The organism is Neorhizobium galegae (genome assembly GCF_017877135.1).
GTDB lineage: Bacteria > Pseudomonadota > Alphaproteobacteria > Rhizobiales > Rhizobiaceae > Neorhizobium > Neorhizobium galegae_A.
The window spans coordinates 405,548-418,788 of the sequence record NZ_JAGIPH010000003.1; the positions used below are offsets into that span (position 1 = coordinate 405,548).

Sequence of the window (13,241 nt, forward strand, 5' to 3'; positions counted from 1 at the left end):
AAAAAGCCCCGATCACAAAGATGAGGGGGCCGTTCTTGTTTGGATGGCCGGGAGATGAAGGGATTGAAAGCACGATGACGCCGGATGTTCGCCCGCTGGTGGCGGGAAACTGGAAGATGAATGGCACGCGGTCCTCTCTGGACCAGATCAAAGCAATGGCTGAAGGCGTGCAGGGTCCCCTCTCGGAAAAGGTCGATGCGCTGATCTGCCCCCCGGCCACGCTGCTGTATGTCGCCACCGCCCTTTGCACCGACAGCCCCCTGATGATCGGCGCCCAGGATTGCCATCAGGACCAGTCCGGCGCCCATACCGGCGATCTGTCGGCCGAGATGATTGCCGACTGCTTCGGAACGCATGTCATCGTCGGCCATTCGGAACGCCGCAGCGATCATGCCGAAACCGATCATCTGGTGCGCGCGAAGGCGCAAGCTGCCTATGCCACCGATCTGGTGGCGATCGTCTGCATCGGCGAGACAGCCGACGAACGCAAGGCCGGCCAGACGCTCGAAATCCTCAAGCGGCAGCTTGCCGGTTCGCTCTCTGACAGCGCTACCGCCGACAACACCGTCATTGCCTACGAACCCGTCTGGGCGATCGGCACCGGCCTGACGCCGACGCTGGACGACGTGGAAAAGGCACATGCCTTCATGCGTGCCGAGCTCGTGGCCCGCTTTGGCGCCGAGGGCCGGAAAATGCGCATTCTCTATGGCGGCTCGGTCAAGCCCGGCAATGCGGCGGACCTGATGTCGGTCAAGAATGTCGATGGAGCGCTGATCGGTGGAGCGAGCTTGAAAGCCTCCGACTTTCTCGCCATCTACAGCGTCTACGAGGCCCTGACGGCATAAATCGGCGCAAAACGCCAAAGCCGTGCACTTGCCCCTTGGAATACCGGACCGGCTCGGGTAAAGAGCCGGCCAAACCATTGATGCCGAACCCTTCATGGATGCCGCCCAGACGGCGCGCAGGACTGGACTGATATGCAGACCGTATTGATCGTTATCCATCTCATGATCGTGCTGGCGCTCGTCGGCGTTGTGCTGATTCAGCGCTCCGAGGGCGGTGGCCTTGGCATCGGCGGCGGCTCCGGCTTCATGTCGGCCCGCGGCACGGCCAATGCGCTGACCCGCACGACCGCCATTCTGGCGGCCCTCTTCTTCGCCACCTCGCTCGGGCTCGGCATCATGGGCCGCTACGAGCGGCGTCCGACCGATATTCTCGACCGGATCCCCGCCGCCCAGCAGGGCCAGGGCAACGGCATTCTCGATTCGCTCGGCGGCCAGCCTACCAACAACGGCACGGCCCCCGCAGCAGCCGGCGCTCAGGCACCTGCACAGCCGGCACCGGCCGATCCGAAGGCGGTTCCGACCGGCCAGTAAGGCCGTTCGACGTTTCAAACTGCCGGCAGGCCGAAAGCCTGCCGGTTTTCTTTTGTTCAGATTTCAACAGCTTTAATCAACCCATGCGAATTTTGGGCTGGTGGAATCGATCGTTAAAAGGTATCCGGTGACTCCCATGGCGCGATATGTATTCATCACAGGCGGCGTGGTTTCTTCCCTCGGAAAAGGAATTGCGGCCGCAGCCCTCGGAGCCCTGTTACAGGCCCGCGGTTACCGGGTTCGTTTGCGTAAGCTCGACCCTTATCTCAACGTCGATCCAGGCACGATGAGCCCGACCCAGCACGGCGAGGTCTTCGTGACCGACGACGGTGCCGAGACGGATCTCGATCTCGGTCACTACGAACGCTTTACGGGCCGTTCGGCGACCAAGACCGACAACATCACCACCGGCCGGATCTACAAGAACATCATCGACAAGGAACGGCGCGGCGACTATCTCGGCGCAACCGTCCAGGTGATCCCGCACGTCACGAACGAAATCAAGGACTTCATTGTCGAAGGCAATGACGAGTATGATTTCGTCATCTGCGAAATTGGCGGCACGGTCGGCGACATCGAGGCCATGCCTTTCGTCGAGGCGATCCGCCAGCTCGGCAATGAACTGCCGCGTGGCGCCGCCGTCTATCTCCATCTCACCCTGATGCCGTATATTCCGGCCGCCGGCGAGTTGAAGACCAAGCCGACCCAGCATTCGGTGAAGGAGTTGCAGGCGCTCGGCATTGCACCCGATATCCTGCTGGTGCGTGCCGACCGGGAGATCCCCGAGGCCGAGCGTCGCAAGCTTTCGCTGTTCTGCAACGTGCGCCCCTCCGCCGTCATTCAGGCGCTCGATGTTGCCAATATCTACGACGTGCCGATGGCCTACCACAAGGAAGGCCTCGATTCGGAAGTGCTGGCCGCCTTCGGCATCGAACCGGCGCCGAAGCCGCGCCTCGACGCCTGGGAAACCGTCAGCAACCGCATCCGCAATCCGGAAGGTGAAGTGACGATTGCCATCGTCGGCAAATATACCGGCCTGAAAGACGCCTACAAATCGCTGATCGAGGCACTTTACCACGGCGGCATTGCCAACCAGGTGAAGGTGAAGCTCGAATGGATCGAGTCGGAGATTTTTGAAAAGGAAGATCCCGCACCGTACCTCGAAAAGGTCAATGGCATCCTGGTGCCCGGCGGCTTTGGCGAGCGCGGCGCGCAGGGCAAGATCAATGCGGCAAAGTTTGCCCGCGAGCGCAAGGTGCCCTATTTCGGCATCTGCTTCGGCATGCAGATGGCCGTGCTGGAAGCGGCCCGAAACCTCGCCGGCATCGAGGAAGCGTCTTCCACCGAGTTCGGTCCCTCGAAACAGCCGGTCGTCGGCCTGATGACCGAATGGGTGAAGGGCAACGAGTTGCAGAAGCGCTCGGCCGCCGGCGATCTTGGCGGCACCATGCGGCTTGGCGCCTACAAGGCCTCGCTGAAGCGCGAAACGAAGATCGCCGAGATCTATGGCTCGACGGATATTTCCGAACGCCATCGTCACCGCTACGAGGTGAACGTCGACTACAAGGACCGTTTGGAAAACTGCGGCCTCGTCTTCTCCGGCATGTCGCCGGACGGCCTTCTGCCGGAGACGATCGAATATCCCGATCACCCGTGGTTCATCGGCGTGCAGTATCACCCGGAACTGAAGAGCCGGCCGCTTGATCCGCATCCGCTGTTCTCGAGCTTCATCGAAGCGGCGCTGGAACAGAACCGCCTCGTCTGACGGCCTCTCGCCGCTCCTGCTCGACAGACAAAAACCCCTCTCCGGCGACGGAGGGGGATTTTTTCGTATGGCTTTCTGGTTTCCCCCAGGCAGGCCACCATCCGTTTAATCGCGGGGATCGGCCTGTGCGCTTTTTCCGGTTACTTCGGCATAGGCTGACAGCGCCCGGTCGCGCGCTTCGAAATGATTGACCACCGGTTTCGGATAGGTTTCCCCGAGTGTCACGCCGGCCTTCTGCAGCACCTCCACGGGCGCCTCGAAGGGGCGGTGGATGTATTTCTTCGGCAGACGTGAAAGTTCCGGCACGAACCGTTTGATGTAATCACCCTCGGCATCGAATTTTTCACCCTGAAGGATCGGGTTGAAGACGCGGAAAAAGGGCGAGGCATCGGCACCGGAGCCTGCCACCCATTGCCAGTTGGCGGCATTGGAGGCGACATCGGCATCGACGAGTGTGTCGCGGAACCAGGCTTCACCGCGCCGCCAGTCGATCATCAGGTCCTTGATCAGGAAGGAGGCTGTGATCATGCGCACGCGGTTGTGCATATAGCCGTGGCGCCAGAGTTCGCGCATGCCGGCATCGACGATCGGATAGCCGGTCATCCCCTTTGTCCAGGCTTCGAACGCCTTGTCGTTCTCCGTCCAGGGAAAGGCGTCGAAGCGATCATTCCAGTTGTCGGTACGAAGCTTTGGAAACGCTGCCAGCAGGTGATGGCAGAATTCGCGCCAGACCAGTTCCTTGCGGAAATGGATGACATGATCGGAAGAGTGCAGCCCGCGCGTCGCATGCCAGATGCGCGCCGGCGAAATTTCGCCAAAAGCGAGATGCGCTGACAGATGCGACGTCGACCCGGTGAGACCGGGAAGATCGCGATCCGCCTTGTAGCTGTGGATCGGCCGCTCGATGAACTTTTCGAGCTTTTCGAGGGCGCCCGCTTCCCCCGGCGTCCAGAGCGTTTCGAACTCCTTTGCCCAGTTCGGGCGCGTCGGCAGAAGATGCCAGTCGGCAAGTTCCTCGGACGACGGAAACCGGGCAGGAGCGGGTAGGGTCTCTGGCGCATCGGCCGGTTCGCGCGGCTCACCATCCGCCTCCAGCGCCTTCCAGAAGGGCGTATAGACGCGGTAGGGACCGCCGGATCCGGTGCGCATGGTATGCGGATCGTGCAGAAGCTGGCCCTTGAAGCGCTTCACCTCAAGCCCGTCCTCATGCAGGGCCTTCAGGATCTCGGCGTCGATCTCGTCACGCTCGTAGAGTCGGTTGAGATAGACGGCCTTGGCCCCGGTTTCATCGGCAAGAGCCAAAAGCACATCGCGTGCCTTGCCCGTTTTGAGAACAAGCCGGTTGCCATGGGCCTGAAGCGCCTTGTGGAGTTCCTGAAGTGCATGGTGCAGCCACCAGCGCTGGGCCGCTCCCAGAGGCCCGACGGCCTCATGCTCCGGCTCGCGCACATAGACGCAGACAATCGGTCGGCCCGTTGCGACAGCGCTCAGCAGCGCGCCATTGTCATCCAGACGCAGATCCTTGCGGAACCAGACAAGGATGGGCGAGTGGGTTTCATCAGGCACCGTGAACTCCGTAATCATCGTGTCTTTGCCGGATGATACGGCTGAAGACGCCGAACGGATCATCGCGGGCGACAAGTCAGAACGGGCGCAGCAGCAGGATCGGGCAGGGAGCGCCGGCCGGCAGGTCGGGTGCATGCGGGGGGCGCACGATCAGGCAATCGGAATCGGCAAAGATCTTCATCATCGAAGAATCCTGCTTGGCAAAAGGCGTTGCCATCAGACGCCCCTCGTGATCGCGCGAGAGCGTTGCCCGCAGATAATCCTGGCGTTGGTCATTGGCTGAAAGCGGCACCGCGGCGACGGCATCGCCCCTGCGGTTTTCAAGGGTTCGGTGGGCAAGCTTTGCAACCAGCGGCTCAAGGAAGAGCAGGCCGCAGACAAGGCTTGCGACCGGATTGCCCGGCAACCCAAGAACCTGCATGGCTCCGAGCGATCCCACCATCAGCGGTTTGCCGGGGCGCATGGCGATGCGCCAGAAATCAAGCTCCATGCCCTGCGCCACAAGCGCCTTCTGCACCAGATCATGATCGCCCACGGAGGCACCACCGAGCGTCACCAGCACATCGGCACCCTCATCGACGGCACGGCGAATGGCCGCCTCGATAACGGGCGCGCGATCCGGCACGATGCCGAGATCCAAAACCTCGCCGCCAGCCGCCTCGATAAGGGCTGAAATGCCGAATGTATTGGAGGCGATGATCTGCGACGGTTGCGGCACCTCGCCCGGCGATACCAGTTCATCGCCGGTGGCGATGATGGCGACACGCGGGCGGCGATAGACGGCAAGCGCCTTGTGGTTCATGGCGGCGGCCACTGTCAGACGGGCCGCATCCAGGCGTGTTCCGGCGACAAGCACGACGTCGCCTTCGGCAAAATCCTGACCGCGCGGGCGAATATGGCGGCCTTTGGCGACCGCAAACGTCGTGCGGATACGGTTGCCGTCGAGGCGCTCCGCATCCTCCTGGATCAGCACGGTATCGGCACCCTCCGGCACCGGCGCGCCCGTAAAAATCCGTACCGCCTCGCCCTTACCGACAGAGCCGGCAAAGCCATGGCCCGCGGCAGATTCGCCGATAACAGAAAACTCGGCGCCGACGGCGGGCGCATCTTCCGCCCGGAGCGCATAGCCATCCATGGCCGAGGAATGAAACGGCGGCTGGGTGAGACGGGCAGCGACATCGGCAGACAGAACACGGCCGGAAGCCTCACGCAGCGGCACCTGCTCGGCGGCATCGACCGGCGTTGCGCGGGAAAGCAGGCGCGTCAGGGCCTCGGACACCGGCAGCAGGCTTGCAGTCATGCGCTTGCCTCGTCGGGCCGGCGCCAATCCCCGGATTTGCCACCGCGCTTTTCGACAAGCTGGATGCCGCCGATCTGCATGCCCTTGTCGGCGGCCTTTGCCATGTCGTAGATGGTGAGGCAGGCGATGGAGACAGCTGTCAGCGCCTCCATCTCGACACCGGTCTTGCCGGTGAGCTTTGCGGATGCCTGAACCCGAAGGCCCGGAAGCTCCTCGTCTTCGGTAATCTCCACCGTCACCTTGGTCAGCATCAGCGGATGGCAGAGCGGAATGAGATTTGCCGTCTGCTTGGCGGCCATGATGCCGGCAAGCCGCGCTGTGCCGATTACATCGCCCTTCCTGGCATTGCCGTCGCGAATGAGCGCCAGCGTTTGCGGCTGCATGCGCACGAACCCTTCGGCAAGAGCGATGCGCACGGTCTCCACCTTGTCGCCGACATCCACCATATGGGCTTCGCCGGAGGCGCCGAGATGGGTGAGACGGGGTTCGTTCTCCGTCATTCCGCTGCCTGTGCGGCACTCGTTCCGGACAAGAGAGCACGCGTGGCCGACGTCACGTCGTCCTGCCGCATCAGGCTTTCGCCGACGAGGAAGGTGGTGATGCCGACCTTTTGCAGACGCTTGCAGTCGTCATGGGTGAAAATGCCGCTTTCGCCGACCAGCAGCCGGTCCGCCGGCACCATGGCGGCGAGCGCCTCGCTGACCGTCAGGCTCACCTCGAAGGTGCGCAGATTGCGGTTGTTGATGCCGACCAGCGGCGACGACAGCTTCAGCGCCCGCTCCATTTCCGGCGCGTCATGCACTTCGATCAGCACGTCCATGCCGAGCGCCAGGGCCTCGTCCTCCAGCCGGCGCGCCTCGTCATCGGAGAGCGAGGCCATGATCAGCAGAATGCAATCGCCACCCCAGGCACGCGCCTCGTGCACCTGGTAGGTGTCGAACATGAAATCCTTGCGCAGCGCTGGCAGCGCGCACGCCGCGCGTGCAGCGGTGAGAAATTCCGGCGCGCCTTGAAAGCTCGGAGCGTCCGTCAGGACAGACAGGCAGGCCGCGCCGCCGGCCTCGTAGGCGCCGGCCAGCGCCGGCGGATCGAAATCCGGGCGGATGAGGCCCTTCGACGGACTAGCCTTCTTGATTTCGGCGATCAGCCCGAAGGTGCCGGCCTGCTGGCGCGCCTTCAGCGCCTTGTAGAAGCCGCGGGGAGCCGACTGGTCGGCAGCCATCGCCTTCATGTCGGCAAGCGGCACACGAGCCTTGGCAGCGGCGATTTCCTCGCGCTTGTAGGCTTCGATCTTTCTCAGGATATCGCTCATGAGACCTCACATAGGTTCGTTGGAGACGGCGACAAGCGTATCGAGCACTTTCGCCGTGTGGCCACCGTCCAGCGCCCGCGCTGCAATCGCCATGCCTTCGCGCAGATCGCCCGCCTTGCCGGCAATCACCAGTGACGCAGCGGCATTGCAGAGCGCAATGTCGCGATAGGCATTTCGGGCACCAGACAGCACATCTCTCAACGCCTTGGCATTGACCTCGCCATCGCCACCCTTCAGATCGTCAAGGCTGGCGCGGGCGACACCGAAATCTTCCGGCGTGAGTTCGAAACTGCGGATGGTACCGTTTTCCAGCGCGCTGACCTGCGTAACACCGGTGGTGGTGATCTCATCCATGCCATCCCCATGCACGACCCAGACCGTCTCCGACCCCAGATCCCGCATCACCTCGGCAATCGGCTGCACCCAGCGCGGCGAAAAGACGCCGAGCAGTTGCCTGCGTGCTCCCGCCGGATTGGAAAGGGGGCCAAGCAGGTTGAAGATGGTGCGCGTGCCGAGCTCGACCCGGCTTGGACCGACATGACGCATGGCGGCGTGATGAACCTGCGCGAACATGAAACCGATGCCGGCCTGATCGATGCAGCGCGCAATCAGATCCGGCGGAATATCGAGCTTGACGCCCAATGCGGTCAGTGCATCGGCGGTGCCTGATTTCGAGCTCAGGGCCCGATTGCCATGCTTGCCGACAGCCACGCCGCAGCTTGCGACGATCAGCGCCGCGAGCGTCGAGATATTGTAGGTGCCGAGCCCGTCGCCGCCGGTTCCGACGATGTCCATCACGGCACTCGAGGTTTTGACCGGCAGCATTTTGGCGCGCATGGTCGACACGGCGCCGGAAATTTCGTCCACGGTTTCGCCGCGGACCCGCAGCGCCATCAGGAAGCCGCCGATCTGCGAGGGCGTCGCTTCGCCCGACATCAGAATGTCGAAGGCAAGGCGCGCTTCATCGCGCGACAGCGCCTGGCCGTTCGCCACCTTGGCAATGAAGGGTTTCAGTTCGGGCATGCGTCTTGCTCTCCCCCGGTGCATCGGCCCCCGAAACCGGCGACCGGTTTCGGCAGGCCCGATGCAATGTCTTCAATCCTGTCCGAGCCTTAGCGCACCATCGCCTGATCGGCCATCGCCTGGTTGATCTGCACGCCATAGGTCGTCTGCAGCTCGGTGACCATCTGGTCCAGCATGTCGTCGCCGGCAGCACGGGCAATCTGCTGCAGCTGCTGTTCCTCGCCGGAGAGCGCATCGGCCGGCGGCTGGTTGACGGCCGTGACATGCATCAAGAGGCGGCTTTCGCCATCGGCGGCGGGGCCGGTGGCATTGGTGTTGACGGGGCCGGAAAAGGCAGCCTTGACGGCTTCGCCACCGAAGATCGGATCCGTGCTCTGGCGGCGAAGACCGGTCTTGGTTTCAACGGCAAGTCCGAGCTCGCCGGCGATGGCGGCAATCGTTTCGCCTTCATCGAGCCGTGCGCGCAGCTCTTCGGCGCGGGCGGCCAGCGCATTGCGCTGCTGCTCGGTCGTCCAGTCGGCCACGACCTTGTCATGCACTTCCGACAGCGTGCGATCGCGCTCGGGGATAACCTCGCGCACATCGAACCAGACATAGCCGTCATTGCCGAGGTTGGAGGGCAGGGTTTCCGCGCCGACATCGCTGCGGAACACGTCCGTCAGCAGGCTCTCGCTCTTTGGCAGGGAGACGGGCGCGCCATTGCCATCGTTGCCGCTGCGATCCGCGGTCACGGTCACGGCCTTCAGCTTCAGCTGGGCTGCCGCTTCCTCAAGCGAGGAGCCGGAGCCACGCAGATCCTCGAACCGGTCATGCGCAGCCTGCACGTTCTGGGCAGCAGCAGCAAGCGACAGGTTGTTGCGGATCTCTTCCTTCACCGCGTCGAAGGATTTGACGGTTTCGGGGCGCACATTGGTCACGCGCAGCACGACCGGGCCAAAAGCCCCTTCGACTACCGGCGTGACGCCACCCTGCGGGCCAAGCGCAAAGGCTGCATCGGCAATCTTCTGGTCCGGCAGCTGGTCCTTGGTGAAATCGCCGAGCATCACGTCGGACAGCGTCTTGCCCTGATCGGTGACGAGCGCGCTGAAATCCAGCTGGCGTTCCTTCATCTGCGCGAGCGCGGCCTTTGCCATTTCGACGCTGGGGAAGGGCAGCTGCTCGATGGTACGGGTTTCCGGCGACTTGTAGCTGTCCTTGCGGCGATCATACTCCGCCTGAACCTGCGCGTCGGTCACGGCCGTCGGGTCGGCCACATCGCTTGGCTGCAGGGTCACATAGGCGAAACGGCGCAGTTCGGGTGCGCGGTAACGGCTCTTGGCAGCACCAAACCAGGTGGCGAGCACGTCTTCGGCCGGAGCCTTGACCGGATCGATATTGGCAAAGGACAGAAGCAGGTAATCCACGTCGCGCGCTTCGTTGCGATACTGCTTCAGCGCATCGACCAGAACCTTCGGCGCCTGGAACCCATCGGAAACCGCATCGACGATCTGGCTGCGCACGGCAACCTTGCTGCGCTCCTTGATGTAATCGTTCTCGGCAAGTCCGGCATTGCGCAGGCGCGTGCTGAACAGCGTGCGGTCAAACCGGCCGTCATTGCCGCGGAAAGCGGGATCTTCGGCAATCAGGTTTGCCAGGCGATCCTCGGAGAGGCCAAGGCGCATGTCCTTCGACAGCTGGTCAAGTGCGGCACCGGCCGAAAGCTGGGCAAAGGCCTGGCGATCGACGCCGAAGGCGCGGGCCTGTTCCGTGGTCAGCTGCGTGCCGAACTGGCGGCTGAGCGCGCTCAGCTGGCGCTGATAGGCCAGGCGGAACTCCGCCGGCGAAACTTCCTGGTCCCCCACCGTCATCACGGCATTGCTCTGCGGGCCCACGAGGGATGCAGACACGCCCCAGATCGCGAAGGAGCCCACGAGAAGCAGAAGAAGCAGTTTCGCGACCCAGGAGCGGGAATAGTTTCTGAGGGTATCAAGCATCGATCGACATTACCTTGAAAACGGGGCAGCCACCGGCAGCGCGCCGGAGCGTTCGAAGGACTGTCTCTAGAACAAAGTCCACAGGAAATGAAGGTCCGCCGTGGTAAAAGAAACGCGTGCATCCGCTTCATCTGCTGGAAAAACCATCGCGTACCCGGATCACCGCCACCGGCCGCTGGCCGGTGGACGACGCTCAGGTCGATGAGGCGGTCAAGGCAGGATCGGCATCTGCCGGATGGCTCGTCTTTTCCGTGTCGCCTTGGCGCTTCTTGCGGGCACGAAACACCGCCTCCGTGACCAGAGAGACGGGAAGGGCAATGGCGAAGGGGATGAAGAAATAGATGACGCGGAAGGCAACCAGAGCCCCGATCGACGCCTGATCCCCCATCACATGCTTGACCGTGACCTCCAACACCCCAAGCCCGCCCGGCGCATGGGTGACGAGGATGGCGATATTGGCCAGCACGAAGGCCGTGGCGGCCTTCAGATAGCTGACATTCTCCGTTGCCTGCATCAGTTCCATCAGGCAGGCCGAGACGAGCGCAAAATTTACCGTGCCGACGACGATCTGCAGGATGGCGATCCGAACCGTCGGCATGACAAAGGTCCATTTCCGGATTTTTAGAGGCGCGCGCAGCACCCCCGACAGGACGACATAGACGATGGCCAGCACGAAGCAGAGGCCGCCGAGCAGCATGGAGACACTTGACGAAATCCGCAGGAGCTGCGCCACATCAGCCGGGTTTGCCACCATCACGATGCCGGACAGGACGAGAAGCCCGAGGCCAACCGTCATGCCGGACATCAGGACGATCTTGGCGACATCCTCCGTCGACATGCCCCAATGGGCATAATAGCGATAACGGATAGCGCCGCTGCTGACGCCGGCAAGCCCGATACTCTGGCCAAGCCCCAAGGCGACGAACGAGGCGAGCGCGATCTTCGGATAAGCCAGGTCGTTCTTCACATAACGCACACCCGTCCAGTCGAAACCGGTCAGGCAGAGATAGGAGCCGGCGCAGTAGAGCAGCGCCAGCAGGAAATTCGACATGGGGATGGCGCGGACCGATTCGACGATCTGGTCCCAGGTGAACTGGCTGAGCCCGATATAGACCAGATAGCCGGCAAGGCCGAAGCCGAAGATCATCGTGCCATAGGTGAAGAGGCGCTTGCGTCCGCTCATGCCGGCCACGACGCAGGCAGGCGGCAGACGGGGCGCGGCGCGCAGAAATGCGGGCAGGCGGGAGAAAGGTTTGCGACGGGGGCCATGATCATTCACCGGAAAAGAACGCCGGTAAACGGGAGGATGCCGCTTTGGTTCCGCAGGCTTGAAAAAAGCAATTCCGCCGGCTTTTCAGCCGGCGGGATATGAAGGCGCAAGGGGAGAGATCGAGGGGCCGATCAGTCCTCGTTGGCCGCCATCTGCGAGAGAACTTCACCACGACCGCGGGCGCGAAGAACGAGCGGGACGATGAGGGCAAGGGCGGCAACGATCAACAGGCCGGCGGCAATCGGCGAAGTGAACAGCACGGTGAAATCCCCCTGGCTGATGGCGAGCGCCCGGCGCAGCTGCTGTTCGGCAAGCGGCCCCAGGATAAGGCCGACGACGACAGGTGCGATCGGATAGCCGAAGACGCGCATGCCGTAGCCCAAAACCCCGAAGCCAAGCAGCATGCCAAGCTCGAACACGGACGGGTTGGCGCCGATGGTGCCGAGCGTCGCAAACAGGAGAATGCCGGCATAGAGCCAGGGTTTCGGGATGGTGAGCAGCCGCACCCAGAGCCCGATCATCGGCAGGTTCAGCACCAGCAGCATGAAGTTTGCAATCAGCAGCGAGGCGATAAGCCCCCAGACCAGCTGCGGATTGGTGGCAAACAGCAGCGGGCCGGGCTGCAGCCCGTATTGCTGGAAGCCGGCGAGCATGATGGCTGCGGTTGCCGTCGTCGGAAGGCCAAGTGTGAGGAGCGGCACGAGCGTTCCGGCAGCCGACGCATTGTTGGCCGCTTCCGGGCCGGCCACGCCTTCGATCGCGCCATTGCCGAACTCTTCGGGATGCTTGGTAAGACGCTTTTCAGCCGCATAGGACAGGAAAGTGCCGATTTCGGCACCGCCGGCCGGCATGGCGCCGATCGGAAAGCCGATGACGGTGCCGCGCAGCCAGGGCTTCCAGGAGCGTGCCCAGTCGGCGCGGTTCATCCAGACGGAGCCCTTCACCGCTTCCACCTTGTCCGGCCCCTGCAGGCCCTGCGCTGCGATGAACAGCGTCTCGCCGATGGCAAACATGGCAACGGCAAGCGTTGTCACCTCGATACCGTCGAGCAGATCCGGCACACCGAAGGCGAGGCGCGTCTGGCCGGTCAACTGGTCGATGCCGATGGTGGACAGGAACAGCCCGACGAAGAGAGCCGTGAGCCCGCGCAGGGTCGAATCGCCGAAGGCCGACGACACGGTAACGAAGGCGAGCACCATCAGGGCAAAATATTCTCGCGGCCCAAACACCAGCGCAAGCTTGACGATGTAAGGCGCGATGAAGGCAAGGCCGATGGTGGCGATGAGGCCGGCCACGAAAGAGCCGATGGCAGCGGTTGCAAGCGCCGGTCCCCCACGTCCCGCCCGGGCCATCTTGTTGCCCTCGAGCGCTGTGACGATCGACGCGCTTTCGCCGGGGGTATTCAACAGAATGGAGGTTGTGGAGCCGCCATACATGCCGCCGTAATAGATGCCGGCAAACATGATCAGCGAGCCGGCCGCATCGAGCCGGTAGGTGACCGGCAGAAGCAGCGCCACCGTGAGCGCCGGACCGATGCCGGGCAGAACGCCGACAGCGGTTCCGAGCGTCACGCCGATCAGGGCGTAAAAGAGGTTCATCGGCTGGGCGGCAATCACCAGGCCCTGCAGCAGGAATTCAAACGTGCTCATGACGTGG

General features: G+C 63.0%; 11 protein-coding genes. 3 read left to right on the forward strand and 8 right to left on the reverse strand.

Annotation, left to right across the window (positions count from 1 at the left end):
- The first annotated feature begins 74 nt into the window (after window positions 1-74).
- From tpiA to J2858_RS12195, 3 genes are all read left to right on the forward strand, one after another.
- Window positions 75-845: a triose-phosphate isomerase gene (tpiA, locus tag J2858_RS12185; protein WP_210105070.1), complete on the forward strand. Its 771-nt coding sequence runs from the start codon at window positions 75-77 to the stop codon at window positions 843-845.
- A 132-nt stretch (window positions 846-977) separates the two neighbouring features.
- Window positions 978-1,376 carry a preprotein translocase subunit SecG gene (gene secG, locus J2858_RS12190; RefSeq protein ID WP_210105071.1) on the forward strand — a complete coding sequence of 133 codons (399 nt, stop codon included), beginning with the start codon at window positions 978-980 and terminating at the stop codon, window positions 1,374-1,376.
- 127 nt (window positions 1,377-1,503) lie between these two features.
- Entirely contained in the window at window positions 1,504-3,141 is a 1,638-nt protein-coding gene (locus J2858_RS12195; RefSeq protein WP_348635481.1) for a CTP synthase, read from the forward strand.
- A 105-nt stretch (window positions 3,142-3,246) separates the two neighbouring features.
- Here J2858_RS12195 and J2858_RS12200 read toward each other — a convergent pair whose 3' ends face one another.
- The 8 genes from J2858_RS12200 to J2858_RS12235 all read right to left on the reverse strand — a co-directional run bounded on the left by J2858_RS12200 (window position 3,247) and on the right by J2858_RS12235 (window position 13,234).
- Window positions 3,247-4,725 (reverse strand): cryptochrome/photolyase family protein, encoded by a 1,479-nt coding sequence (locus tag J2858_RS12200; protein WP_210105073.1) that lies wholly within the window; start codon window positions 4,723-4,725, stop codon window positions 3,247-3,249.
- 58 nt (window positions 4,726-4,783) lie between these two features.
- Window positions 4,784-6,007, reverse strand: coding sequence for a molybdopterin molybdotransferase MoeA (locus J2858_RS12205; protein ID WP_210105074.1), 1,224 nt, complete (start codon window positions 6,005-6,007; stop codon window positions 4,784-4,786).
- Window positions 6,004-6,507, reverse strand: coding sequence for a cyclic pyranopterin monophosphate synthase MoaC (gene moaC / locus J2858_RS12210; RefSeq protein WP_210105075.1), 504 nt, complete (start codon window positions 6,505-6,507; stop codon window positions 6,004-6,006). The genes J2858_RS12205 and moaC overlap by 4 nt, the downstream gene beginning before the upstream one ends.
- The gene (trpC, locus tag J2858_RS12215; RefSeq protein WP_210105076.1) at window positions 6,504-7,319 is read right to left on the reverse strand and encodes an indole-3-glycerol phosphate synthase TrpC; all 816 of its coding nucleotides are present in this window, start codon (window positions 7,317-7,319) and stop codon (window positions 6,504-6,506) included. The genes moaC and trpC overlap by 4 nt, the downstream gene beginning before the upstream one ends.
- A gap of 6 nt (window positions 7,320-7,325) precedes the next feature.
- Window positions 7,326-8,342, reverse strand: a complete 1,017-nt coding sequence (gene trpD, locus J2858_RS12220) for an anthranilate phosphoribosyltransferase (protein ID WP_210105077.1) — start codon at window positions 8,340-8,342, stop codon at window positions 7,326-7,328.
- Between the two features lie 89 nt (window positions 8,343-8,431).
- On the reverse strand, window positions 8,432-10,315 hold the full coding sequence (locus J2858_RS12225; RefSeq protein ID WP_210105078.1) for a peptidylprolyl isomerase: 1,884 nt from the start codon (window positions 10,313-10,315) through the stop codon (window positions 8,432-8,434).
- A 193-nt stretch (window positions 10,316-10,508) separates the two neighbouring features.
- Window positions 10,509-11,498, reverse strand: coding sequence for a lysylphosphatidylglycerol synthase transmembrane domain-containing protein (locus J2858_RS12230; RefSeq protein WP_210105079.1), 990 nt, complete (start codon window positions 11,496-11,498; stop codon window positions 10,509-10,511).
- Between the two features lie 218 nt (window positions 11,499-11,716).
- Window positions 11,717-13,234 (reverse strand): tripartite tricarboxylate transporter permease, encoded by a 1,518-nt coding sequence (locus tag J2858_RS12235; RefSeq protein WP_210105080.1) that lies wholly within the window; start codon window positions 13,232-13,234, stop codon window positions 11,717-11,719.
- Window positions 13,235-13,241 lie beyond the last annotated feature (7 nt).